This is a genomic window from Paracidovorax wautersii (assembly GCF_900113035.1).
Lineage (GTDB): Bacteria > Pseudomonadota > Gammaproteobacteria > Burkholderiales > Burkholderiaceae_C > Paracidovorax > Paracidovorax wautersii.
In genome coordinates, this window is sequence record NZ_FONX01000010.1 from 114288 (window position 1) to 137555 (window position 23268).

General features: G+C 70.5%; 21 protein-coding genes. 7 read left to right on the forward strand and 14 right to left on the reverse strand.

Features of this window, described 5'->3' with window-relative positions:
* Positions 1-248: 248 nt before the first annotated feature.
* From BM070_RS15235 to BM070_RS15245, 3 genes are all read left to right on the forward strand, one after another.
* Positions 249-1112, forward strand: coding sequence for a Stp1/IreP family PP2C-type Ser/Thr phosphatase (locus BM070_RS15235; protein WP_092940268.1), 864 nt, complete (start codon positions 249-251; stop codon positions 1110-1112).
* 165 nt (positions 1113-1277) lie between these two features.
* Positions 1278-1976, forward strand: a complete 699-nt coding sequence (locus BM070_RS15240; protein WP_092940269.1) for an FHA domain-containing protein — start codon at positions 1278-1280, stop codon at positions 1974-1976.
* Positions 1977-2202: 226 nt separating this feature from the next.
* Positions 2203-2736 carry a pilin gene (locus tag BM070_RS15245; protein WP_092940270.1) on the forward strand — a complete coding sequence of 178 codons (534 nt, stop codon included), beginning with the start codon at positions 2203-2205 and terminating at the stop codon, positions 2734-2736.
* Between the two features lie 64 nt (positions 2737-2800).
* Here the strand turns inward: BM070_RS15245 and moaC are convergent, their stop codons facing one another.
* A complete protein-coding gene (gene moaC / locus BM070_RS15250; protein ID WP_092940271.1) occupies positions 2801-3328 on the reverse strand; it encodes a cyclic pyranopterin monophosphate synthase MoaC in 528 nt (175 codons plus the stop codon).
* A gap of 347 nt (positions 3329-3675) precedes the next feature.
* Here moaC and BM070_RS15255 point away from each other — a divergent pair, with 347 nt between their 5' ends.
* Positions 3676-5388: a M48 family metalloprotease gene (locus BM070_RS15255; RefSeq protein WP_092940272.1), complete on the forward strand. Its 1713-nt coding sequence runs from the start codon at positions 3676-3678 to the stop codon at positions 5386-5388.
* Here BM070_RS15255 and BM070_RS15260 read toward each other — a convergent pair.
* The 3 genes from BM070_RS15260 to BM070_RS15270 all read right to left on the reverse strand — a co-directional run bounded on the left by BM070_RS15260 (position 5356) and on the right by BM070_RS15270 (position 7289).
* Positions 5356-5712, reverse strand: coding sequence for a phage holin family protein (locus tag BM070_RS15260; RefSeq protein ID WP_092940273.1), 357 nt, complete (start codon positions 5710-5712; stop codon positions 5356-5358). The genes BM070_RS15255 and BM070_RS15260 overlap by 33 nt on opposite strands.
* A gap of 191 nt (positions 5713-5903) precedes the next feature.
* A complete protein-coding gene (locus BM070_RS15265; RefSeq protein WP_092940274.1) occupies positions 5904-6386 on the reverse strand; it encodes a hypothetical protein in 483 nt (160 codons plus the stop codon).
* 144 nt (positions 6387-6530) lie between these two features.
* Entirely contained in the window at positions 6531-7289 is a 759-nt protein-coding gene (locus BM070_RS15270) for a TerC family protein (RefSeq protein WP_092940275.1), read from the reverse strand.
* A gap of 580 nt (positions 7290-7869) precedes the next feature.
* Between BM070_RS15270 and BM070_RS15275 the strand changes: the two genes are divergently transcribed.
* Together BM070_RS15275 and BM070_RS15280 are read left to right on the forward strand one after the other, a co-directional pair.
* Positions 7870-8313 carry a DUF3717 domain-containing protein gene (locus BM070_RS15275; protein WP_245785246.1) on the forward strand — a complete coding sequence of 148 codons (444 nt, stop codon included), beginning with the start codon at positions 7870-7872 and terminating at the stop codon, positions 8311-8313.
* A 44-nt stretch (positions 8314-8357) separates the two neighbouring features.
* Positions 8358-8663, forward strand: a complete 306-nt coding sequence (locus tag BM070_RS15280; protein WP_092940277.1) for a DUF7577 domain-containing protein — start codon at positions 8358-8360, stop codon at positions 8661-8663.
* Positions 8664-8774: 111 nt separating this feature from the next.
* Here BM070_RS15280 and BM070_RS15285 read toward each other — a convergent pair whose 3' ends face one another.
* Positions 8775-9335 (reverse strand): YaeQ family protein, encoded by a 561-nt coding sequence (locus tag BM070_RS15285; protein WP_092940278.1) that lies wholly within the window; start codon positions 9333-9335, stop codon positions 8775-8777.
* A gap of 83 nt (positions 9336-9418) precedes the next feature.
* Positions 9419-10798, reverse strand: a complete 1380-nt coding sequence (purB, locus tag BM070_RS15290) for an adenylosuccinate lyase (protein ID WP_092940279.1) — start codon at positions 10796-10798, stop codon at positions 9419-9421.
* Positions 10799-10906: 108 nt separating this feature from the next.
* Between purB and BM070_RS15295 the strand changes: the two genes are divergently transcribed.
* Entirely contained in the window at positions 10907-11524 is a 618-nt protein-coding gene (locus tag BM070_RS15295) for a glutathione S-transferase N-terminal domain-containing protein (protein WP_092940280.1), read from the forward strand.
* A 384-nt stretch (positions 11525-11908) separates the two neighbouring features.
* On the opposite strand, the gene BM070_RS15300 is transcribed toward BM070_RS15295, so the two are convergent.
* The 8 genes from BM070_RS15300 to ssuD all read right to left on the reverse strand — a co-directional run bounded on the left by BM070_RS15300 (position 11909) and on the right by ssuD (position 23164).
* Positions 11909-12541 (reverse strand): glutathione peroxidase, encoded by a 633-nt coding sequence (locus tag BM070_RS15300; RefSeq protein ID WP_092940281.1) that lies wholly within the window; start codon positions 12539-12541, stop codon positions 11909-11911.
* 200 nt (positions 12542-12741) lie between these two features.
* Positions 12742-13953, reverse strand: a complete 1212-nt coding sequence (locus tag BM070_RS15305) for an HD-GYP domain-containing protein (protein ID WP_092940282.1) — start codon at positions 13951-13953, stop codon at positions 12742-12744.
* Between the two features lie 193 nt (positions 13954-14146).
* Positions 14147-17242, reverse strand: coding sequence for an efflux RND transporter permease subunit (locus BM070_RS15310; protein WP_092940283.1), 3096 nt, complete (start codon positions 17240-17242; stop codon positions 14147-14149).
* A gap of 57 nt (positions 17243-17299) precedes the next feature.
* The gene (locus tag BM070_RS15315; protein ID WP_092940284.1) at positions 17300-18529 is read right to left on the reverse strand and encodes an efflux RND transporter periplasmic adaptor subunit; all 1230 of its coding nucleotides are present in this window, start codon (positions 18527-18529) and stop codon (positions 17300-17302) included.
* Positions 18530-18606: 77 nt separating this feature from the next.
* Positions 18607-20037, reverse strand: a complete 1431-nt coding sequence (locus tag BM070_RS15320; protein WP_092940285.1) for an efflux transporter outer membrane subunit — start codon at positions 20035-20037, stop codon at positions 18607-18609.
* Positions 20038-20123: 86 nt separating this feature from the next.
* On the reverse strand, positions 20124-20816 hold the full coding sequence (locus tag BM070_RS15325) for a CerR family C-terminal domain-containing protein (protein WP_092940286.1): 693 nt from the start codon (positions 20814-20816) through the stop codon (positions 20124-20126).
* Positions 20817-21077: 261 nt separating this feature from the next.
* The gene (locus BM070_RS15330; protein ID WP_092940287.1) at positions 21078-21971 is read right to left on the reverse strand and encodes an amidohydrolase family protein; all 894 of its coding nucleotides are present in this window, start codon (positions 21969-21971) and stop codon (positions 21078-21080) included.
* Positions 21968-23164, reverse strand: coding sequence for an FMNH2-dependent alkanesulfonate monooxygenase (gene ssuD / locus BM070_RS15335; protein ID WP_092940288.1), 1197 nt, complete (start codon positions 23162-23164; stop codon positions 21968-21970). Before ssuD ends, BM070_RS15330 begins: the two co-directional genes overlap by 4 nt.
* Between the last annotated feature and the right edge of the window lie 104 nt (positions 23165-23268).

Sequence of the window (23268 nt, forward strand, 5' to 3'; positions counted from 1 at the left end):
AGCGCCTTGCGTTGCGTCTTGCGCCTCACCCGCCGAGGCGCCGTGGCATCGGCTACGAGGGGCACTGCTGGCCTCGGCCCCTCGTCTATGATGCGCAGGAGACTCCAGAGCATCACAATGGCGGCGACCCTCACCCTTTCTGCGGCGCGACCAGCCCGGCACACTCCGCACGGCCTTGGCCGGCCGGCCGCACGGGCAGGCGCGCAGGGGTCCGCCGCATCGGCCCCGCCCGAGCGCCATCCCCTCCCATGAAGCCCACCCTGGCTGCCCCGCTGACCTACGAGTTCTGCGCGCTGTCGGACTGCGGCCGTGTGCGCGGCAACAACGAGGATGCCGTCCTGGTGATGGAGAACGCCCGCATCGCCGTGCTGGCCGATGGCATGGGTGGCTACAACGCAGGCGAAGTCGCCAGCGGCATGGCGGTCCAGTCCATCGCCGCCGACATGGCCGACTGGCTGAGCCGTGCGCCGCAGCCCGGCGACAGCGTGGGCCGCGCGCTGGAGCGCAGCGTCGCCAATGCCAACTACGCCATCCTGAGCGCAGCGCTCTCGCACCCGGAGTATTCGGGCATGGGCACCACCCTGGTGGTGGGCGTCTTCCTGAACGAACGGCTCGTCCTCGGCCATGTCGGCGACTCGCGCTGCTATCGCTGGCGCAATGGCGTGCTGCATCAGCTCACGCGCGACCATTCCTGGCTGCAGGAGCAGATCGACGCGGGCCTGCTGACGCCCGAGCAGGCCGCGGTGTCGGGCTATCGCAACCTCGTCACCCGGGCGCTGGGCGTGGATGCCGTCGTGCAGATCGAAGTCAACGAATTTCCCGTGCAGGCGGGCGATTTGTTCCTGCTGTGCTCCGATGGCCTCACCGACATGGCGGACGACTGCACCCTGGCCAGCTTGATGGCCATGCCGCTGGCGCTGCCCGACATGGCGACCCGCCTGGTGGAGTTGGCCAACCTGATGGGTGGCCGTGACAATATCAGCGTCGTGCTGGTGGCCGTGCAAGGCCCGCCGGCTACCGCCGGCGGCGGCGGAGGGCCGAACGGCCGCCTGCGGAGCCTGATGTCCCGGCTCCTGAGTCCGGCACCGCCGGGCGGCGCCGCTCCCGCGTAGAAGACCGGCGAGACTAGACGACATGCCGGCGCGCTCGGCCGCTCCTGGCGAACCCCATCCCAATCCCAGGCGGGCCTGGCACACAGGCCTGCCCCCCAATCATCCAATGCAAGAAATGACTGCCAACGACCGCCGCAACGAGCCGGCCCTGGAGAGGAGCGCCCCATGCCCAAGATGATCATCGCCATCGACGGCGTCGTGATGAACGAGGTCGAGCTTGCCAAGGAGCGCACCACCCTCGGCCGCCGCCCCTACAACGACGTGGTAATCGACAACCTGGCCATCAGCGGCGAACACGCCGTGCTGCACATGCCCGCGCCGGGCGGCCTGGTGGAAATCGAAGACCTGCAGAGCACCAACGGCACCTACGTCAACGGTACCCCCATCCAGCGGCAGGTGCTGCGCAGCGGCGACGTCATCGAAATGGGCAAGTACAAGATCCGCTTCATGCAGGACGAGGGTCAGGCCGACGCCTACGAACACACCCTGGTGTTCAAGCCCGGCATGGCCCCGCCACGCAACCAGTCCACGCGCCCGGCCCCCCTGGCTGGCGCCATGCCCCTCACCGCCACCCCGCCGCCCGCCGTGGCCGCACCCACCGTTGCTGCCATCCGGGTGCTGACCGGCCCCGCTGCCGGACGCGAAGTGGCTCTGACCAAGGTCGTCACCACCCTGGGCAAGCCCGGCGTGGCGGTGGCCTCGATCACCCGGCGGCATGACGAATCGTTTGCGCTGGCCCATGTGGAAGGGTTGCAACCGGCAACCCTGAACGGCACGACGCTGGGCGCGGAGGGGATGCCGCTCAGGCACGGCGACCGCATCGAACTCGCAGGTACGGCAATGGAGTTCGTCGTCGTGAGCTGAGCTCGCGTAGCTGACGCGCTGGCGGCCCTCGAAATGACAAATCCGTCTGACAGGATTGTCACTTTTGGCGGTATTCTCTCCTTCGTGTAACCCGTCGTGCGTGCGTGTTGCCGAATGTAGGGGCGCGCGACCGAGGGCCCGGCTGGCATGCAACCTGCTGGACTTCCGCGAACCTGAAGAACTCTTCGGCAGGTTTCTCTTTTTTCAACGACTCTTTGGAGTATTCATGAAGCGTAATCTGCAAAAGGGTTTTACCCTGATCGAACTGATGATCGTCGTGGCGATCATCGGTATTTTGGCTGCCGTGGCACTGCCGGCTTATCAGGATTACACGGTGCGTGCGAAAGTGTCGGAGGTGGTGCTGGCTGCCTCGGCATGCCGCACTGGTATTACCGAAGCGGTACAAAACTCTGGTGTGGCTGATGCATCTGCTCAGCTTCCCAAGGCGTGTACCGTGAAAGAAAGCAAGTTCGTCACCGCAGGCACCGAAACTAATGGTGTTCCCAATGCTGGCAGCGCAACTCTGAGTGGCGCGGACGCCAATGGCAAGATCTGGATCGTTGCTAATGCCACTAACATCACGCAACTGAACGGGGCCAATGTGTTGACCCTGGTACCGATTCAAACTGGCACTACAGCCCTCGTGGGCACCACTGATGGCGGTAAGAATATCGCCGGCTGGCGCTGCGGCTCTACTACTGATGGCACCACCATTCCAGCCAAGTATCTGCCCGCTTCTTGCCGTGGCACATATCCCTAATTAGGGTCCCGTAAAAAGAGCGCTTCGGCGCTCTTTTTTCATGCTTTTTTATCCTAAGCTTGATTCAGCGGATTTTTGCAGACGTCCGAAAATCAGATTGCCCTCCCCGCTTCTCATCAACACGGATCTTTCCCATGACCATCCCCCGATCCACCGCCTTGCACATATCGTAAATCGTGAGCAAAGCCACCTGCACCGCCGTCAGCGCCTCCATTTCCACCCCTGTCGGCCCCACGGTTTCCACGGTGGCGGTGCATTGGATGCCGGGCGTGCCTCCTTCGCTCAGCACGGCAAATTCCACCGCCACCCGTGTCAGCGCCAAGGGGTGGCACAGCGGGATCAGATCGCTGGTTTTCTTCGCGGCCATGATGCCGGCGATGCGGGCGATGCCCAGTACGTCGCCTTTCTTGGCGGTGCCTGATTCGATCAGGGCCAGGGTGGTGGGCTGCATTTCGATGCGGCCGCTGGCGATGGCCGTGCGGTGGGTGGCGGGCTTGGCGCCGACGTCCACCATGTGGGCCTGGCCCTGGGCGTCGAAGTGGGTGAGGGGGGAAGACGTGGGGGTCGGGGGGGCGGAGTGCTTGTCGCTCATGGCTGGATGGGGCGCCGATCGCTCGGTCGGCCCGTCTGATCGATGGGTCGCTGGGTAGGAGAAGAAGAGTGGTGTGGTTGTTCGGCTGACGCGGGGCCCGATGGAGGGGCGGCGCTGCGTCGGCCTGTCCGCCAGCGTGGTTTTCCGCCGGCCGATGGGGTCGGCCGGTGGCGACGAATCCGGGCGCGGAGCGGAACGCTGCCTTGCGGCCCGCGCAAGGTCCAGATGCCACTGCCGCGAAACCAACTGCGGATCGGGGCATCATACGGCGCATGCCTGTTTTCTTCCGAGCCCGTCCTTTGTCCGCTGCCGCAGGCGTGTCCCGGGCGCCGGTGCCCCCGGATTCCATGCGAAAACGGGCGTCAGCGCAGGCCAGGCAAGCGCTGGCAGCTTCTTTTTTGATAGCGATCCAGGCCATGGCGGCGGGGTCGGCATCGGCCCAGGCTCCGGCGCAGGCGTCACCGCAGTCCCAGCGCGGCCTGCCCTCCATGGGAGACGGCGCCGACATGACGACCAGCGAGGAGCGCCGGCTGGGCGATCGCATCATCCGGGAGCTCTACCGCGACCCGGACTACATCGACGATGCGGTGCTGAACGAATACGTCCAGCACCTGTTCATGCAATTGCTCAAGGCCTCGCGGGAGCGGGGCGAGCTCTCGCCCGAGCTGGAGGAACGTTTCGCCTGGGAGGTGCTGCTGGGCCGCGACCGCACCGTCAATGCCTTCGCGCTGCCCGGGGGCTACTTCGGCGTGCATCTGGGGCTGGTGGCGGTGGTGTCCACGCGCGACGAGCTGGCTTCGGTGCTGGCGCATGAGCTCAGCCACGTCACGCAGCGCCACATCTCGCGCCTGATCGCGCAGCAGAGCCGGCAGACGCCGCTGGTGCTCGGCGCCATGGTGCTGGGGGCCCTGGCCGCCAGCAAGAACCCGGGTGCGGCGCAGGCGATGATGGTGGGCGGCCAGGCCCTGGCGGTGCAGAACCAGCTGAACTTCTCGCGCGACATGGAGCGCGAGGCCGACCGGGTGGGCTACAGCATCATGGCGCCGGCCGGCTTCGCGCCGCAGGGCTTCGTGAGCATGTTCGACAAGCTCCAGCAGGCCAACCGCCTCAACGACAACGGCAGCTGGCCGTATCTGCGCAGCCACCCGCTGACCACGCAGCGCATTGCCGACATGCATTCGCGCGTGCCGGCGGGCACACCGCCCGCGCCGCCGCCCACGCTGGAGCATGCCATGGTCGCCGCGCGTGCCCGGGTGCTGATGCGCCCCGGGGTCGATGCCTGGCGCCAGTGGGAGGCCGAGCCGCGCACGACCGGCTTCGCGTCGCGGCCGGCGGCGCAGCGGGCCGCCGCCTGGTATGCCGCCGTGTTGAGCGCCGTGCAGCTGCGCGAGGTGTCGGCGGCGCGTGAAGGCTTGAAGAGCCTGGATGCCGTGGTGCGGGGCGACCCGGCCGCCGAACGGCAGGCGCGCCTGCTCGCGGCCGAGGTGGACATGGCCGCCGGCGATGTGCGCATGGCGGCGCAGCGGCTGGCCCAGGCGCCTGCAGCCGGCGCGGGCGCGGCAGGCGCTCCGGGCAGTGCCCCTGGGGGCGCTGCTGCGGAACCGCCTTCCGCCCCAGCATCGGCTTCCCTGTCGATCGCCGATCTGGAACGGGCGGAGCGCGGGGGCGTGATGGGCGGTGCCGGCGCCTCGGTCGGGGCTTCGGGTGTCGGCCGGCCGGAGCTGATCCTGCGCACCCAGGCGCTGCTGCGGGCGAATGCGAGCGCCGAGATGATCGGGCCGCTGCAGACCTGGGTGGCGACCTATCCGCGCGACGCCACGGTGTGGCAGCTGCTGGCGGCGGTGTGGCAGCAGCAGGGCGACACCCTGCGCTCGGTGCGCGCCGAGGCCGAGGCGCAGGCCGCGCGCTACGACTACCAGGCGGCGGTGGACCGCTTCAGGGCGGGCCAGGACCTGTCGCGCAAGAGCGCCGCGGCGTCCGACTATGTCGAGGCGTCGATCATCGACACGCGGCTGCGTGCGATGCAGTCACTTCTTAAGGAACAGGCCGCCGAGCGCTGATTCGATCACCAGGCCCAGCAGCGAGTACAGCAGCGAGCCGATCAGCGCCGCGCCGAAGCCGTGCACCTGGAAGCCGCTGCCCAGCACGCTGGCGGCGGCCCAGAACATCAACGCGTTGATGACGAAGAGGAAGAGGCCCACGGTGACGATGGTGACCGGCAGCGTCAGCACCACCAGCACCGGCCGCAGCACGACGTTGAAGAGCCCGATGACGAAGGCGGCCAGCAGCGCCGACGGGAAGCTGCGCACCTCCACGCCGTTATAGATGTAGGCCACGCAGAGCAGGGCGACTGCGCTCAGCAGCCATTTGAGAAGCATTTTCATGCGCGAAAGGATAGCAGCAGCGTGTGTCCCATGGCGGCCGGCATGGCTGTGGCCGGACACGCGCGGGCGACGTGGCCAAGAAGCGGTCCGCAAAACAGAAGGCCGCCGCGCCGTTCGCACGGCGGGCGGCCCAGGGGGCGCCAAGGCAGATCGGGCTCAGCGGCTCAGCCGCCGGCCGCGCGCCGGCAAGGTCATTCCGCGACCAGGAACAGCACCGCCGCCAGGCTGGCGAGCGTGCCGGGCAGCGACCAGTTGCGCAGGGGCTTCTTCACCACCACCACGGGGGCGGGGGCCGCCACGGCAGACGCCATGGCTTCCTGCTTGGGGCGGCGGGCATCCACCACCTGGGCGTCGGCGCCGTGCTCGGCTTGCAGCTGCGTGAGCAGTTCGGGCAGCGGGCCCTTGGCCAGCACGGTGGAGACCTCCGCGCCGGCGGCCTGCAGCCCCGGCACCAGCTGCGCGAAGAGCTTGTCGGCCCACTTGGCGCGCCAGTTCTCGCGGGCGCTGTGGCTCACCCATTTGCTGATGCGGTGGGTCATGCGCGGCGCGCAGGCGACCAGCACCCAGTGCGTGGCGGCACTGCCAGCATCCCGCGATGGCCGGGCCGACAGCGGGCGCAGGATGTGCTGCGCGTGTGCGGCGTCGTCCACGTACACGATGATCTTCTGGTTCATGGTGGGGCTCCTTGAGTTGTCGGACTGGCGGAATGGCGGGCTGAAGGCCCGAGTGTGTCCGGACTGCGGGCATCGCCTGGTGTGAACCCCTGCCAGGCCTCCGGGTTCCCGGGGCACGGCAGGGGCGCAGGCTCTGCCCGAGCTTCAGTGGCCGGTGGTTGCGCCGGCCTTGGCGCGGCGGGCGACGACGAGCTTGCCGACGACCAGCACCAGCAGCGCGCCGGCGATGTGCGCGGTCCAGTACAGGGTGTCGGAGATCACGGCCATGCCCTGCGCATCGAGGGTGCCCAGCTTGGGCGCCCAGGTCCAGCGGTCGGGGTTGACGAAGGCCGGGTCGGTGACCAGCATGCCGCCTGCGATCCAGCCCAGCAGCATGCCGCCCACCACGATGATGACGGGGAAGCGCTCCATGAGCTTGATGACCAGCTGGCTGCCCCAGACGATGATCGGGATGGAGATCAGCAGGCCCAGCACCACCAGCAGCAGCGAGTGCTCGCCCGCGTTCTGCGCGGCGCCGGCGATGGCGATCACGTTGTCCACGCTCATGACCAGGTCGGCCACGATGATGGTCTTGATGGCGGCGAAGAGCTTGTCGCTGCCGGCCACGTCGCCGTGGCCTTCCTCGTCGGGCGCCAGCAGCTTGATGCCGATCCACACCAGCAGGATGGCGCCGACGAACTTCAGGAACGGCAGGTTCAGCAGCGTCATGGCGAAGGCGATCAGCACCACGCGCAGCACGATGGCGCCGGCCGTGCCCCAGATGATCCCTTTGGTGCGCTGCGCAGGCGGCAGCTTGCGGCAGGCCAGGGCGATCACCACCGCGTTGTCGCCACCCAGCAGGATGTCGATGATGATGATCTGACCCAGCGCCACCCAGAACTCGGGTGAAGTCAAGAAGTCCATAAATTCCCTCAAACGATCGTTAGAACCAACGGCGAAAAAAGGAAGAGACCCGCTGCCCCGCAGTGCCGAGTCCTTCCGGTGACCTGGAGCGCCTTGCGGCGTTCCGGGGGCGGTGGTGGGGACTTCGATCTGGCGTCTGCGCCCGCTGTGCGCGGTGGGCGAAAAGAGGAGGCCGGCCTTGATCGGGCCCCCAGGAGGCCCCATCAAAGGTCTTGCTCAGCCGGTGGCGATGCATGCCACCAGGCCCGGGTTGCCGGAAGCTGTGCGCTTCGTATTGACGACAGACCCGTCGAGCCCATCCTCTGCAGGCCGCGCTGGCTGCCGGAGGAACGGGTCGGGAGCTACTCCCCTTCGAAGCGCGCATTGGAACACAGGCCGCCGCGGGCCGGCAAGCCGTGGCGGTGCCCATGCGCCCACGATGCAGGCCCATAGCGGGCCGCAGCCCTGGCCGGCATTGCGCTGGATGCTATTAAAAATGAAGCAACGAGCCGGGCAGGGCCGCTGCAGCGGCAGGAGGGTGGCTGGGCGGGGGCGACGGTATGATCGGCCCCCCTTCTGCGTGCCCATGGTTCCGTTCTCCTTGTCTTCCAGCCCTCCGCCCTCCGCCGCTGCCCGCATCCACATCACCGACGTGGAGGCGGCCATCAACCATTGGCGCGGCCTGCGTCCGCCGGCCCATGCCGAGGGCGCGGCGCTGTGCCCCGAGCTGCTGGCCCTGGCCGAGGTCTATGCGCTGATGGTCTATCGCCACGAGGAAGAGATCGCCGAGGCCGCAATGCCCCCCGCCGCGCTGCAGGCCTGGCTGCACTGGTACGACACCACGCCCGACACGCCCTGCATCGCCATCTGCTCCACCAGCCAGGGCGACGAGCAGTGCAAGGGCTGCGGGCGCAGCTTCGCCGAGGTGCAACACTGGCTGGCGATGGGCCCGGTCGAAAAGCGCATGGTGTGGCGGCGCATCACGCAGGAAGGCACGGCCTGGCGCTTCACCCGCTATGCCGAGCGGGCCGCCGAGCGGCGCTGACGCCCGCTTCACCAGCGCACGCAACGACGACGACGACGACGGCCATGCTGCGGCTCACCCAGGCCCCGAATGCCGCCATCGCCATGCTGTGGAGCGATCTGCTGTGCGAGGCCGGCATGCCCGCTTCGGTGCAGCGCCTCTACCTGAACGCGGCGGCCGGCCACCTGCCGCCCAGCGAATGCCTGCCCGAGATCTGGCTGGAGCACGAGGAGCATGCCGAGCGCGCCCGCCTGCTGCTGGCCGAGCTGCAGAACCTGCCGCAGCGGCGCTGGCGCTGCCCGGCCTGCGGCGAAGAGGTGGAAGGCGGCTTCGAGCAGTGCTGGCAGTGCGGGGCGCTGATGCCTGTGTAGCGGGCAGCTCTCGCTTCCGCTTGTGCTTTTGCTTCTATTCCGATAGCGATCTGCGCAGATGCTGCGCGGGCTGACGGCCAGTTTGACTCGTGGCCGCCGGCCCGGGCCGGATCACTTCCAGCGTACCGGCTCCACCTGCACGCTGCCCAGGTTGCTGCTGAGCGTGAGGCCGTTTTCCTGCACCGTCGCCTGCAGCTGCATGCTGCGCTCGGCCAGGCTGGCCAGCTGCTGCGATGCCTCGGTCGGAATGCGCCAGACCTGCAGCTTGTCCTGCCGCGTGAGCTTGGTCTGGATGCCCTTCCACCAGATCTCGGCGGCGTGGTTGAAGCAATAGACCAGCACCGCGTCGGCCTTGGATGAGGCCTTGGCCAGCGGCTTGTCTTCCGGCTGGCCGACCTCGATCCACAGGCGCTTGCGGCCGGTGAAGTCGGTGATGGAGACGTCCGGATCGTCCGGGTCCGACAGGCCCGCGCCGAAGGCCAGCGTGCCGTCGCCCTGGCACACGGCCTGCAGCTGCCAGGCGTTGAGCGCCAGCGCGGCCAGCCGCACCATCATGCGTTCGTCGGTCTCGCTGGGGTGGCGCGCCAGGGTCAGGGCGTGGTCGGCGTAGTAGCCGTGGTCGATGTCGGCGATGGCGAGGTTCGCCTTGAAGATGGTGGACTTGATGGCCATGCGGCGCTCACTTGCTCATAAAACAATAGCTGCCAGCGCTTGATTCACAAGCGCTGGCAGCTATTGGGGGTGAAAAATGCTGGTTAGACGCGGCGGGCGAGTTCGGCGGCCTTGCCGATGTAGCTGCCCGGCGTCATGGCCAGCAGGCGGTCCTTGTCGGCCTGGGGGATCTCCAGGCCGGCGATCAGCGCGTGCAGCGCCTCGGCCGTCACGGTCTTGCCGCGGGTGACTTCCTTGAGCTTCTCGTAGGCGCCCTGCACGCCGTAGCGGCGCATGACGGTCTGGATGGGCTCGGCCAGCACTTCCCAGCTGGAGTCCAGGTCGGCGGCCAGGGCTTCCTCGTTCAGCTCCAGCTTGTTCAGGCCGGTCATGAGCGACGTGTACGCCAGGGCGGCATAGCCCATGGCCACGCCGATGTTGCGCAGCACGGTGCTGTCGGTGAGGTCGCGCTGCCAGCGGCTGATCGGCAGCTTCTCGGAGAGGTGGCGCAGCAGCGCGTTGGCCAGGCCCAGGTTGCCTTCGGCGTTCTCGAAGTCGATCGGGTTGACCTTGTGCGGCATGGTGGACGAGCCGATCTCGCCGGCCTTCAGGCGCTGCTTGAAGTAGCCCAGTGACACATAGCCCCAGATGTCGCGCGAGAGATCGACCAGGATGGTGTTGGCGCGGGCGATGGCGTCGAACAGCTCGGCCATGTAGTCGTGCGGCTCGATCTGGATGGAATAGGGCTGGAAGGTGAGGCCCAGGCCCAGCGGCTCGGGCGTCTCGACGACCTTCTTGCTGAAGGCTTCCCAGTCGAAGTCGGGCCAGGCCGAGAGGTGGGCGTTGTAGTTGCCCACGGCGCCGTTCATCTTGCCCAGCATCTTCACGCTGGAGATGCGCTCGCAGGCACCCTGCAGGCGCACGACGACGTTGGCCAGTTCCTTGCCCACGGTGGTGGGGCTGGCGGTCTGGCCGTGGGTGCGGCTCAGCATGGGCACGTCGGCGTAGGCATGGGCCATCTCGCGCAGCTTCAGGACGATGCGGTCCAGGCCCGGCAGGATGACCTGGTCGCGGCCCGAGCGCAGCTGCAGCGCGTGGCTGGTGTTGTTGATGTCTTCGCTGGTGCAGGCGAAGTGCACGAACTCGGCGGCGCGCTCCAGTTCGGGCCGGGCCTCGAACTTGGACTTGATCCAGTACTCGACCGCCTTCACGTCGTGGTTGGTGGTCTTCTCGATGTCCTTGATGGCCTGCGAATCGGCCTCGGAGAAGTTCTTCACCAGGCTCAGCAGGTAGGCGCGCGCGCCGGTGGTCAGGGGCTTGAATTGCTCGAAGCCGGCGTCCGACAGCGCGATGAACCACGCCACCTCCACCTGCACGCGGCGGTGCATGTAGCCGTGCTCGCTCATGATGGGGCGCAGCAGGCTGAGTTTGGCGGCGTAGCGGCCGTCGAGCGGCGAAAGGGCGGTGATCGTGGAGAGGCTCATGGCGCGTGATTGTAGGCGGCTGCCGACAGAGCCAGGCAGCCGTGCGCGCGCTGCCGGCGCAGCCCCTAGAATCGGCGGCCCCGCCAATCTGCCCCATCCGGTCTCGCCATGAAACTCATCGGTACCCATTCCAGCCCCTATGTGCGCAAGGTGCGCGTGGTGATGGCCGAAAAGAAGCTCGATTACCGTTTCGTCGAAGAGAACGTCTGGGCGCCCGGCACCACCATCGGCCAGGCCAACCCGCTGGGCAAGGTGCCCTGCCTGGTGATGGACGGCGGCGAGGCCGTGTTCGATTCGCGGGTGATCGTGGAATACCTGGACACCCTCTCGCCCGTGGGCCGGCTCATCCCCACCCAGGGCCGCGAGCGCGCCGAGGTCAAGACCTGGGAGTCGCTGGCCGACGGCGTGATGGACGCGGCCATCCTGGCGCGGCTCGAATCCGTCTGGAGCGGCCGTGCCGAGGGCGAGCGCAGCGCCGCCTGGATCGACTACCAGCTGGACAAGGTCCGCGCCGGCCTGCAGTCCATGGCGCTGGGCCTGGGCGACAAGCCGTTCTGCAGCGGCATCCACCTGAGCCTCTCGGACGTCGCCGTGGGCTGCGCGCTGGACTGGCTCACGTTCCGCTTCCCCGACCGCATCGACTGGCGCGCCAGCCACCCCAACCTGGCCCGCCTGATGGACAAGCTGGCCCAGCGCCCGAGCTTCGCCGACACCCGGCCGCGCTGACCCCTTCCGCTCCCTCTACCCGCCCGGCGGACCCCACAAAGCACAACGCGCCACCTGCGAGGCAGGCGGCGCGTTGTGGCGCGGCATAAAAAAGTTGCGAAGCGTCCCGAAGCGAATGAAGAGAGGGAGGGAGGAGAAGCGCTAGGGGATTTCAGTCAGAGGCGCCAGGGCATGAAAGGCTTCGCAACAGTAAACGGTGGCAATCGGTCTCGTGGGTGGCGTGTCGGATCGTTGTCAGGCAATGGGGTGAGTCGCTTTCTCGCAACTCCTGGTTCATAGAGTGGGGTGGTTTCCCGGAAGTTCCAGCGTTTTTGACAAAAAAACAAATTGTTGTAAAGCTGCCGTCAGCATCCCATGTTGGGGCGGGCTGACGTGGCGCCCCGGTCAGGGCCGCGCCGCCAGCTGCTGCTCGATCAGCTCCACCACCTTGGGGCTTTGCGGATCGACCGAGCTGCCGAAGCTGCCCACCACCTTGCCGTTGCGGCCGATCAGGTACTTGTGGAAGTTCCAGCGCGGCGCCTGGCCGCCCTGTTCGGCGAGCTGGCGGTAGAAGGGCGAGACATCGGCGCCGCGCACGGCGCTCTTGGAGAACATCGGAAACTTCACGCCGTAGGTGTTCTCGCAGAACTGGGCGATCTGCGCGTTGCTGTCGCGCTCCTGCGCGAAGTCGTTGGACGGAAAGCCCAGCACCACCAGGCCGCGGTCGCGGTACTTGGCGTAGAGCGCCTCCAGCCCCTTGTATTGCCCGGTGAAGCCGCAGTAGCTGGCGGTGTTGACCACCAGCAGCACCTTGCCGGCGTACTGGCAGAGCGACTGGGGCGCCTCGTCCTGCAGGCGGTCGAAACGGTGGTTCAGCAGCGCGGGGCAGGCCGCCGGCGCGGCGGCGGAGGGGCCCGCGCCGGATGCGGCAGCCCCCGGCGCATCGGCGGCGAAGGCCGCAGGCGCCAGCAGCAGGGCGGCGGCGAGGGCAAGGCCCTGCGTCAGGGCGGCGGGCAGGGTCAGGCGGGAGCGGGGCATGGGCAGGTTCCTCTAGGAGCGTGCGCGGCGGCGGGAGCCGGAAGGCGCGGGGACTGCAGGGCGACGCAGAGGGTTCTACGCGGCCCGCAGGGGCTTGGATCATCCGCCGCCGTGCGGCAAGCAGCGTGCGGCAGGCGGGCAGGCCCGCATGGTCGCCCGCCGGCGCGCTGGCCGCAAGGGGCGCGGCGGGTGAGGCGGCGTCAGCCGCGTTCGGCCAGGGCCAGCAGGCGCTCCAGCGGGATCTGCACCCGCACGTCGCGCTGGGCGATGGGGGCGGCGATCTTCCAGGCGGCCTGGGCCGTGTCGCGGGGGATGGGCTCGCCCGTGGGCATGCCGCTGCGGTTGAGCACCACGGCCACGCGCGGCGTGGTGGCGCTGGCGCCGCGGCGCAGCACCACGCCCACTTCCTGCGAGGCCAGCCGCACGTAGGCGCCGGGCGGGAAGATGCCCAGCGTCTTGATCAGGGCGGCGCCGGCCTCGTCCACGCGCTGCTCCTCGTCGCGATAGACGCCCTGCATGGCGAGCGTCACCGGCAGCGGCTGGCGGGTGGCGCGCGGCGCGATGCGGGCGCCGAACACGTCGGCGCGCTGGATCAGGCGGGCCATCTGCTGCGCCTCGGTCAGCGCGGCCAGCGGGCCGGCCAGGCGGTGGTGGTGCTGGGCCACGGCCTCCAGCCAGAGCGGGTCGGCCACGCCCAGGCTGCGCAGCAGCGCGCTGGAGCGTTCGCTGTGGGTTTCGATGGCGTGGATCTGCTCGGACGTGAGCGGCTGCGTCTGCAGCGCCAGCTGGTCCTGCAGCGCGGTCATGGCGACGTTCATCGACAGTGCCACGCAGCCCACGGTGCGCACGCGCTCCTCGGGCCAGGCCAGCGTCTCGCGCGCCACCAGCATGGCGATGCAGGACACCAGCAGCGCATGGGTGGCGCTGTAGGTGCGCGTTTCCAGCGACGACATGTGCATCAGCGCCAGCAGGCTGGCGTTGGGCGACTGCAGCACCTGGCGCTCCAGCTCGTCGTGCAGCACGTAGAAGCGGTCGAGGAAGTCGGCCTGCGAGGGCGTGCGCAGCAGCTGGGCGGTGCGCTGCTCCAGCTCGTCCCACTGCACGGGGCCGGGCGCGGCCGCGGTGCGCGCCCGCTGGCCGGCGCTTTCCATCTTCACTGCGGCGATCTGGCCCAGCGAGTCGGCCGTCAGCAGCATGCGCTGCAGCTGGGCCAGGTAGGCGCGGTAGCTGTCGCCCGATTCCTCGGTGTCCACGCACAGCTGCAGCCCCCGGCCGAGCATGGCTTCCAGGTCCTCCCGGCTGCGCACCACGAACCCCTTGTGCGCCAGCAGCGCGCCTGCTTCGTCGCGCAGGTTGAAAGGCAGGGGCTGGCCGAGCGGGATGGTGTTGAGGTTCAGCGGAGTGAGTTGCATGGCGGGACTGCGGGAGGCAGGCTGGGGATTATCCCGGTCCCCGGCGACGGCGATGGGCGGCAAACCCGGAGCAAGCCCCGGCTGTTCCGGCGATGGCGGGCCGGCCCCGGCCGTGTGCCGCCTGCCGTGCCGCTACAGAATGAATAGCGCACTGCGCAGTCGGAGATTGGGTTCGTGGGCATCCATGCACCTGCTAACGGCCGTTTCCGTGGCCGGCCGGGGCCGGCGCCCCGGGCTTGCGGCGCAGCACCACGCGCCCGAACCACTGCGAGAAATCGTCCACATAGGTGAACACGGCCGGCACCACCAGCAGGCTGAGCACGGTGGAGGTGATGAGCCCGCCGATCACCGCCACCGCCATGGGCGAGCGGAAGCTCATGTCCGCGCTGCCCAGCGCCAGGGCGATGGGCATCATGCCCGCGCCCATGGCCAGCGTGGTCATGATGATGGGGCGGGCGCGCTTGTGGCAGGCGTCGAGCAGCGCTTCCAGCCGGCCCTTGCCCTCGCGCCGCGCCACGATGGCGTATTCCACCAGCAGGATGGAGTTCTTGGTGGCGATGCCCATCAGCATGATCAGCCCGATGAGCGAGGGCATCGAGAAGCTCTTGCCCGCGATCAGGAGGCCCACGAACGCGCCGCCCAGCGACAGCGGCAGCGCCATCAGGATGGTGACCGGCTGCAGGAAGTCCTTGAACAGCAGCACCAGCACGATGTAGATGCAGACCACGCCGGTCAGCATGGCCAGGCCGAAGCTGGAGAACAGCTCGCCCATCATCTCGGCGTCGCCCACGTTGATGAGGCGCACGCTGGCAGGCAGGCCGCGCACGGCAGGCAGCGCCTGGATGGCCTGGGCCACCTCGCCCAGGCCGGAGTCGCCCAGCTCGATCTCGAAATTGACGTTGCGCGATCGGTCGTAGCGGCTGATGACGGCCGGCCCGCCCGCCACCTCCAGCGTGGCGACCTCGCCCAGGCGCACCGGCCCGCGCGCGCCGGGCACGGCCAGCCGTTCCAGCACCGAGAGGTCGCGCCGGGCGGCGTCGTCCAGCCGCACGACGATGGGCACCTGCCGCTGCGCGAGGTTGAGCTTGGGCAGGTACTGGTCGTAGTCGCCCACGGTGGCCACGCGCAGCGTCTCGGCGATGGCGCTGCTGGTCACGCCCAGGTCGGCGGCGCGCGCGAAGTCCGGGCGCACGGCGATCTCCGGGCGCACCAGGCTGGCGGTGGAGCTGACCCCGCCCACGCCGGGGATGGTGCGCAGCTCGGTGCCCACGGCGCGTGCGGCGGCGGCCAGCGCCTGCGGGTCTTCGCTCGCCAGCGCCAGCACGTACTTGTCGTTCGATCCGGCCAGGCCGATCTTCACGCGCACGCCGGGCAGGTCGGCCAGCTGGGCGCGCAGCTCGCGTTCGATGACCTGCTTGCGCGGGCGCTCGCCGCGCGGCGCCAGCCGCAGCGTCAGCGTGGCCTTGCGCGGGTCGCCCGCGCCGCCGCCGCCCGCGAACGGGTCGGCCCCGGTGGAGCCGCCGCCGATGGCGGTGTAGATGCTCTCGATGTGCCCCACGCGGCGCACCCGCTCGGTGGCCTGGGCCACGGCGGCCTCGGTGTCGGCCAGGCGGCTGCCGGGCGGCAGCTCCAGGCTGACCTGGGTCTGCTCGTTGTCGTCGGGCGGGATGAAGCCCGAGGGCAGCAGCGGGATCAGCGCCAGCGAGGCGGCGAAGAACACCAGCGCCCCGGCCACGGTGACGATGCGGTGCCTGAGGCACCAGGCCGATGCGCGCATGTAGGCGGCCAGCCAGCGCGGCTCCTTTTCCTCGCCCGCCAGGGGCTTGAGCAGGTAGGCGGCCATCATCGGCGTCAGCAGCCGCGCCACCACCAGCGAGGCGAACACCGCCAGCGCCGCCGTCCAGCCGAACTGCTTGAAGAAGCGCCCGGCGATGCCGCTCATGAACGCCGTGGGCAGGAACACCGCGATCAGCGTGAAGGTGGTGGCGATCACGGCCAGGCCGATCTCGTCGGCCGCCTCCATCGCCGCCTGGTAGGGGCTCTTGCCCATGCGCAGGTGGCGCACGATGTTCTCCACCTCCACGATGGCGTCGTCCACCAGGATGCCCACCACCAGCGACAGCGCCAGCAGCGTGATGATGTTGATGGAAAAGCCCAGCATCTGCATGCCGATGAAGGCCGGAATCACCGACAGCGGCAGCGCCACGGCCGAGACGATGGTGGCGCGCCAGTTGCGCAGGAAGAGCCAGACCACCACCACGGCCAGGATGGCGCCTTCGTACAGAAGGCGCATGGAGCTGTCGTACTCGCCCTGCGCGATGGAGACGAAGTCCGCCGTGCGCGTGAGGTGCAGGTCCGGGTGCTCGGCCAGCAGCGCGTCCAGCGCGGCCTGCACGCCCGCTCCCACCTCCACCTCGCTCGCGCCGCGGCTGCGCGAGACCTCGAAGCCGATCACCGGCTTGCCGTCCAGCAGCGCCGCGCTGCGTGGTTCGGCCACCGTGTCGCTCACGGTGGCGACCTGGTCCAGCCGCACGCTGCGGCCGTCGGCCAGCGGAATCTGCAGCGCGCCGATCTGCTGGGCCGTCTGCACGGTGGCGATGGTGCGCAGCGGCTGCTCGGCATTCCCCAGGTCGGCCCGGCCGCCCGCGCTTTCCAGCTGCACGGCGCGCAGCTGGCGCGAGACGGAGGCCGCCGTCACGCCCAGCGCCTGCAGCTTGAGCGGGTCCAGCGCCACGCGCACCTCGCGGCTCACGCCGCCCACGCGGTTGACCGCGCCCACGCCGCGCACGGCCAGCAGCCGGCGCGCGAGCGTGTCGTCCACGAACCACGAGAGCGATTCGGCATCCATGCGGTCGGACGCGATGGCGAAGGCCAGGATGGGCTGCGACGACAGCTCCAGCTTGGTGATGATGGGGTCGCGCAGGTCGGCCGGCAGGTCGGCGCGCACGCGGCTGACGGCCGAGCGCACGTCGTCCACCGCCTCCTGCACCGGCTTTTCCAGCTGGTATTCGGCGGCGATGCTGGCGCTGCCGTCGGTCAGCGTGGTGGTGATGTGCTTGAGGCCCTGCGTGGTGGCGATGGCGTTCTCGATCTTGCGCGCCACGTCGGATTCGAGCTGCCCGGGCGCCGCGCCCGGCAGCGCGGCAGTGACCATCACCACCGGCAGATCCATGTCGGGAAAGTTCTGCACCTTCATGGAGTGGAAGGAAAGCAGCCCGGCCAGCGTGAGCAGCACGAACAGCATCGCGGCCGGAATGGGGTTGCGGATGGACCAGGCGGAGAGATTCATGGGCAGGGCCCCCGAAGGAGGGCGGATGGAGCGCGGCAGGGCATGGCGGTTCGCTCCTTATTTGCTAGCGGGCTGCGCAGGTGCGGCGGGCGCTGCAGGCTGTTTTTCTGCAGAAGCAGCCGCCTCCACGCGCACCCGGTCGCCATCGTTGAGGAAGGCGCCGCCGCGCTCGACCAGCACGCTGCCGGCCGCCAGGCCCGAGGTGATCTCCACCCGGTCGCCCACGCGCTGGCCGGTCTGCACGCGGCGCAGCGCCACGCGGTCGCCGGCGGGCAGCTCGAACACATAGCTGAAGCCGTCGCGCACCACCACGGCCGACTGCGGCACGGTGAGCGCCTCGCGCGCGCCCAGCAGGAAGTCGCCGCGGGCGAACATGCCCGGGAAGAAGGCGCCTGCGCCGGCCTGTGCCGCGCCCGCCGCCCTGGCTCGGCCTGGCCTGGCGTCGGCGTCTTCGCGGCCCGGCAGATCCACATAGACCAGGCCGTTGCGCGTCTGCGGGTCCACCGTGGGCGCCACCATGCGCACCGTGCCGCGCACCTGCACGCCGCTGGCGGAGGTGACCAGGGCCGTCTGGCCGGGGCGGATGCGCGGCAGGTCGGCCGAAGTCACCTCGGCGCGCCACTCCAGCCGGCCGCGCCGCACCAGGCGGAACAGCTCGGCGCCGCCGTTGACCACCGCGCCCACCGTGGCGGTGCGCGAGGAGATCACGCCGGCATCGGGCGCCAGCACCTGCGTGTGGCGCAGCCGCAGCTGCTGGACCTGCAGCGCGGCCTGCGCCGCCTCCACGCGCGCCTGGGCCGTGGCGCTGGCCGTGGCGTACTGCTGGATCTGCTGGCGGCTCAAGGCGCCCGATTCGGTCAGCGTGCGGGCGCGCTCGGCATTGGCGGCGGCCTCGGCCGCGCTGGCCTGCGCCTCCATCAGGCTGGCGCGGGCCTGGGCCACGTCGGCCTGCACCGTCTCGGGCGCGAGCACGGCCAGCACCTGGCCCTTGGCGACCACGTCGCCCACGTTCACGCGCACCTCGGCCAGCCGCAGGCCGCTGCTTTCGGCGCCGACGATGGCCTCCTGCCAGGCGGCGACGCTGCCGTTGGCCTCCAGCCGCAGGTCCACGGCCGACGTGACCGGGCGGACCGGCGTCACCACCAGGGCCGGGCGCGGCGCTGCGGTCTTGGCGGCCGGGGCCTGCTGGCCGGGCGCTGGGCGTGCGGCCAGCCAGGCCCCGCCGGCGCCCAGCAGGGCGCCCAGGGCCAGGGCGACGAGGGAAAGCGTGAGAGTCTTGCGCTGCATGGGATGTGTTCCGTTCGTGCGGGCCATGCGGCCCGGAAAGAGGCGGTCGGTGGGGCGGGGCCGGGGCGGCGTGCGGCTCAGGCGCCGGGGGCCGGCGGGGTGGCCGGGGCGGTGGGGGGCGATGGGGTGGCGGCGGGCAGGCTGCGGTCCCAGCCCCCGCCGGCGGCGCGGTAGAGCGCCACCCAGGCGGCCATGCGCTCCTGCTGCAGCCCGACCAGCGCCGTTTCGGAGGCCAACGCCGTGCGGCGCGCGTCTTCCAGCTCCACCAGGCTGGCGAGGCCCGCGCGCCAGCGCGCCTGCGTGCCCTCGAACGACTGGCGGTAGCCGGCGGCGGCGCGCTGCGCATCGGCGCTGCGGCGGGCGGTGCTGTCCAGCCGCACCAGGGCCTGCTCGACCTCGCTCACCGCCTTGCGCACGGTGGCGCGGTAGGCCGTCACGGCCTGCTCGTATTGCGCGCTGGCCGCATCCACCTGCGCGGCGCGGCGGCCGCCGTCCAGCAGGGGCAGCGACAGCGCCAGCGGGCCGATGGACCAGGTGTTGCTCGTCACCTCGTTGCCGCCCATGCGCACCATGCCGCGCCCGATGGAGCCGGTGAGCGACAGGCGCGGATAGCGCTGCGCGCGGGCGTTGCCCACCTCGGCGCTGGCGGCGGCCACCTCGCGCTCGGCCGCATACACGTCGGGCCGCTGGGCGATGGTCTGCGCGGGCAGCGCGGGGATGTCGAAGAGCGCGTCCGGTGCCTCGGGCGCGGGCGTGGCGGCCAGGCGCTGGCGCAGGGCGGGCTCGTCCCAGCCGGTCAGCGCCACCAGCGTCTTCACGCCGATCTCGCACTGCATGCGCTGCTGCGCGGCGCGCACCTGGGCGTCGGCGAAGCTGGCGCTGGCCAGGGCCGCCGTGGCCGGGGCGGTGAAGCCGGCGCGCTCGCTCTCGCCGGTCAGCCGCGCCGTCTCGCCGCGCGAGCGGGCATCCGATTCGGCCACCGCCAGCTGGCGCGTGCAGTGGCGCCAGTCGCTGAGCTGCTGCGCCACCTCGGCCGCGACGGAGACACGCGCCTCGTGCCACTGCGCGCCGGCCGCGGCCAGGCGCTGGGCGGCGGCATCGCTGGCGGCGGCATTGCCGCCGAAGAGATCGATCTCCCAGCTGGACTGCAGCGCGCCCTGGGCGGTGGTGGCCAGGCCGTTCACCGACTGGTTGAAGCCCCGGCTGGCGCTGCCCTGCGCGTCCAGCGACGGCAGCAGCGCGGCGCGTGCGGCGGTCTGCGTGGCCCGCGCCTGGGCGATGCGCGCGCCGGCCTGGGCCACGGTGGGGCTCACGTTCTGCGCGGCGCGGATCAGCTCGGGCAGCAGCGGGTCGCCCTGCTGTTCCCACCACCGGGCCAGATCGGCCACCTGGCCGTGGTGCGGCAGCGGCGCCTGCCAGGCGGCGGGCGCGGGGGCGGCCACCTGCGCGGGCGGGCGCTGCACGGCGCAGGCCGTGAGCAGCAGCGCCAGGGGCAGGGCGGCGGCCATCGCCGCGAGCCGCGCAGGGCGGGCCTGGGCGGCTGCGGATGGAGCGGGCGGGCGGGGGCGTTGAATGGTGGTCGTCATGGCGGGTGCTACATGGAGGGCGGGGCCACGCCGCGCAGCGCGGCTTCGGCGGCCACCAGGGCGAGGGCGTAGGCGGTCAGGCGGTGCACCCAGGCCTGCACGGCGTCGGGCGCGTCCAGCAGCTGCGGGCGCAGGGCGATCAGCACGTCCTGCTGGCACCAGATCTGCATCGCCAGGCCCGAGATGCTGAAGGCCAGCCGCTCCAGCCCGTCGTCGGACGCGGCCAGATTCAGGTGCCGGGCCAGCAGCCGCACCAGGGCCTCGTGCGGCACGCGCACGCTGGCTTGCACCTCGCGCTCCCACTGGCCGGTGGGCTCCAGCATCTCGCGGATGTGCAGACGTATGAACTGGCGCGCCCGTTCGCCGTGCTGCAGCGGCTCCAGCATGCCGCCGAAGTAGCAGGCCATCGCCTCGCGCAGGCTGAGGCGCTCGCTCGAAAACGCATCCACCAGCGGCTGCACGTCGCCGAAGGATTCGCTGAACAGCGCTGCATACAGCGTGGCCTTGTCGCCGAAGTAATAGCTCACCGCCGCCACGTTGGCCTGCGCGGCCTGGGCGATGGCGCGGATGGAGGTCTTGGCGTAGCCGTGCTCGGCGAAGAGCTGCAGCGCCGCGTGCAGCAGGCGTTCGCGGGCGGGCGGCGCTTCGGCGGCCGGGGCGTCCGGGGCGTCCGGGGCAGGGGAGGGGCTGTGGGCAGGCATCGCGGTGGATTAGATCACGATGAATCAAACGTTTGTTTTAACCAGGGTCAAGCGCTGGCGGCGGGGGCCCGCGGCCGGCGCCAGCGCCGCCGCCCGGGCGGGGCGGCGCCATGGTTCGCTTCTGGGCGAATGCCTGGGTATGCTATGAAATTGGTAGCTATAGGCGTTTGATTATCAAGCGCTGCAGGCCGGTAAGGCTCGAAATCCCCGGAGCCCGATGGCCTGCGGAGGCCCGGCCCCGGGAGGGCGCCCCCCGCCGCTCTAGGCGCTGCCGATGCCCAGCAGCCGGGCCGCGTTGCCGTACAGCACCCGGTCGATCACGCTTTCGCGTAGGCCCAGCGCCAGCGCGTCGTCAATGGACTGGCCGATCGGCCGGAACGGGTACGAGGAGCCGAACAGCAGCTGGTCGCCCAGGAAGCCGTTGGCGGCTTCCACGTAGGCCTGGCTGCCGGGCTGGAACAGGTACATGTCGGGCACCAGGAAGACGTTGTCGTAGCGGAAGGCGAGGCCGATGGCCTGCTGCACGTTGGGCCACCAGCCGTGGTAGGCCACCAGGGGCAGCCGCGGGAAGGCCTGCGCCACGCGCGCCACCGGGGCGGGGTCGTTGAAGCGCAGGTCGGGCGAGGTGGGCCCGGTCATCAGGAACACCGGCACGCCCAGCTGCTGCGCCAGGTCGTAGAGGGGGAAGTACACCGGATCGTCCGGGTGGCGCGGGGGCTGGCCGAAGCCCGGCTCGATGTCGATGCCCGCCAGGCCCAGCGTCTTCACGGCGCGCTCGGCTTCGGCCAGCGCGGCGGCCTCGCCCTGCAGCGCCGGGTCCACCGCGCCGATGCCGATCAGCTCCGGGTGGCCCTGCACGATGGCGTGGATGGTGTCGTTGGGCAGGTGCTGGCCGGGCGTGTGCCGGCCCACGACCACCGCGTGCGACAGCTGCGCATCGCGCACTTCGGCCAGAAAGCCTTCGGGCGTGCGCGAGCGGGCGAAGTGCGCGTCGTCGCCGCGCGTGCCCACGCGCCGGTTCAGCCAGCGCGCCAGGTCTTCGCCGGGCGAGCCGGGCGTTCTGCCGAAGAAGTCGTGCAGGTAGGCGGGCCTGCAGCGCATGTCGATCACGCGCGGATGCGCGCTGGAAGAAGCCGGTGGCGTCGCGGCGCTCATCGCACGGCCTCCAGCTCGGCGACCTCGGCGGCGGGCTGTGCGGCCGCCGGCGCGGGGCGGGCCGCCCGGATGTCGAACGCGCCGCCGGTCAGCGACTGGTCGCGCAGCGTCACCGACTGCCTGCCGCCCAGCAGCGGAAACACCAGCTCGGCGAAGCGGATGGCCTCTTCCAGGTGCGGATAGCCCGAGAGCACGAAGCGGTCCACGCCCACGTCCACGTATTCCTGCAGCCGCTCGGCCACCTCCTGCGCATTGCCCACCAGCGAGGTGCCGGCCCCGCCGCGCACCAGGCCCACGCCGGCCCACAGGTTGGGCCCTACCACCAGCCGGTCGCGCCGGCCGCCGTGCAGCGCGGCCATGCGGCGCTGGCCTTCGGAATCCATGCGCGCGTAGTTCTGCTGCGCCCGGGCGATGTCGTCGTCGGTCAGGCGGCTGATGAGGCGGTCGGCATCGGCCCAGGCCTCTTCGCTGGTCTCGCGCACGATGACGTGCAGACGCACGCCGAAGCGCAGCGGGTGCCGGTCGAGGTCGCGGCCCTGGGCGGCGGCGCGCTGGCGCACGTCGGCGATCTTCGCGGCCACAGCGGCGGGCGGCTCGCCCCAGGTCAGGTAGGCATCGACATGCCGGGCGGCCAGATCGTGCGCGGCCGGCGACGAGCCGCCGAAGTAGAGCGGCGGGTAGGGCTGCGTGGCCGGCGCGAAGAAGTTCTGCGCACCCCTCACCTGCAGGTGCCGGCCTTCGAAGTCCACCTTCTCGCCCTGCAGCAGGCGGCGCCAGATGGTCAGGAACTCGTCGCCTGCGGCATAGCGCGTGTCGTGGTCGTAGAACACGCCGTCTGCGGCTAGCTCGGTCGCGTCGCCGCCGGGCACCACGTTCAGCAGCAGCCGGCCGGCGCCCAGCGCCTGGTCCAGCGAGGCGGCCTGCCGCGCCGAGGCGGTGGGGTTGCCCAGCGAGGTGCGCAGCGCCACCAGCAGCCGGATGCGCTGGGTGACGGGCACCAGGCTGGCCGCGGTCACCCAGGGGTCCAGGCAGGAGCTGCCGGTGGGGATGAGCAGGCCGTCGTAGCCCAGCTGCTCGCAGGTCACGGCGATCTGGCGCATGTAGGCGTTGGTGGGCGCGCGGCCGAAGTCGGAGGTGCCCAGGTAGCGGGTGTCGCCCGAGGTGGGCAGGAACCAGAAGATGTCGGGACTCATGGAGCGGGGCTTTCAGCGTCGGCGTTGGATGAGGGGCGCAGGGCGTGGCGGCCTGGGAGGCGGCGCGGCCCGGGGCGCGGGGATGCTGCGAGTGTGCTGAGTCG

Coding starts and splice junctions, on each gene's coding strand:
- BM070_RS15255 (WP_092940272.1), top strand. CDS start 3,676: ATGCGAAAACGGGCGTCAGCGCAGGCCAGGCAAGCGCTGGCAGCTTCT.
- BM070_RS15260 (WP_092940273.1), bottom strand. CDS start 5,712: ATGAAAATGCTTCTCAAATGGCTGCTGAGCGCAGTCGCCCTGCTCTGC.
- purB (WP_092940279.1), bottom strand. CDS start 10,798: ATGAGCCTCTCCACGATCACCGCCCTTTCGCCGCTCGACGGCCGCTAC.
- BM070_RS15300 (WP_092940281.1), bottom strand. CDS start 12,541: ATGCCCCGCTCCCGCCTGACCCTGCCCGCCGCCCTGACGCAGGGCCTT.
- BM070_RS15285 (WP_092940278.1), bottom strand. CDS start 9,335: ATGGCCATCAAGTCCACCATCTTCAAGGCGAACCTCGCCATCGCCGAC.
- BM070_RS15330 (WP_092940287.1), bottom strand. CDS start 21,971: ATGAGCGCCGCGACGCCACCGGCTTCTTCCAGCGCGCATCCGCGCGTG.
- ssuD (WP_092940288.1), bottom strand. CDS start 23,164: ATGAGTCCCGACATCTTCTGGTTCCTGCCCACCTCGGGCGACACCCGC.
- BM070_RS15270 (WP_092940275.1), bottom strand. CDS start 7,289: ATGGACTTCTTGACTTCACCCGAGTTCTGGGTGGCGCTGGGTCAGATC.
- moaC (WP_092940271.1), bottom strand. CDS start 3,328: ATGAGCGACAAGCACTCCGCCCCCCCGACCCCCACGTCTTCCCCCCTC.
- BM070_RS15325 (WP_092940286.1), bottom strand. CDS start 20,816: ATGCCTGCCCACAGCCCCTCCCCTGCCCCGGACGCCCCGGACGCCCCG.
- BM070_RS15280 (WP_092940277.1), top strand. CDS start 8,358: ATGCTGCGGCTCACCCAGGCCCCGAATGCCGCCATCGCCATGCTGTGG.
- BM070_RS15240 (WP_092940269.1), top strand. CDS start 1,278: ATGCCCAAGATGATCATCGCCATCGACGGCGTCGTGATGAACGAGGTC.
- BM070_RS15245 (WP_092940270.1), top strand. CDS start 2,203: ATGAAGCGTAATCTGCAAAAGGGTTTTACCCTGATCGAACTGATGATC.
- BM070_RS15310 (WP_092940283.1), bottom strand. CDS start 17,242: ATGAATCTCTCCGCCTGGTCCATCCGCAACCCCATTCCGGCCGCGATG.
- BM070_RS15295 (WP_092940280.1), top strand. CDS start 10,907: ATGAAACTCATCGGTACCCATTCCAGCCCCTATGTGCGCAAGGTGCGC.
- BM070_RS15305 (WP_092940282.1), bottom strand. CDS start 13,953: ATGCAACTCACTCCGCTGAACCTCAACACCATCCCGCTCGGCCAGCCC.
- BM070_RS15315 (WP_092940284.1), bottom strand. CDS start 18,529: ATGCAGCGCAAGACTCTCACGCTTTCCCTCGTCGCCCTGGCCCTGGGC.
- BM070_RS15235 (WP_092940268.1), top strand. CDS start 249: ATGAAGCCCACCCTGGCTGCCCCGCTGACCTACGAGTTCTGCGCGCTG.
- BM070_RS15320 (WP_092940285.1), bottom strand. CDS start 20,037: ATGGCCGCCGCCCTGCCCCTGGCGCTGCTGCTCACGGCCTGCGCCGTG.
- BM070_RS15265 (WP_092940274.1), bottom strand. CDS start 6,386: ATGAACCAGAAGATCATCGTGTACGTGGACGACGCCGCACACGCGCAG.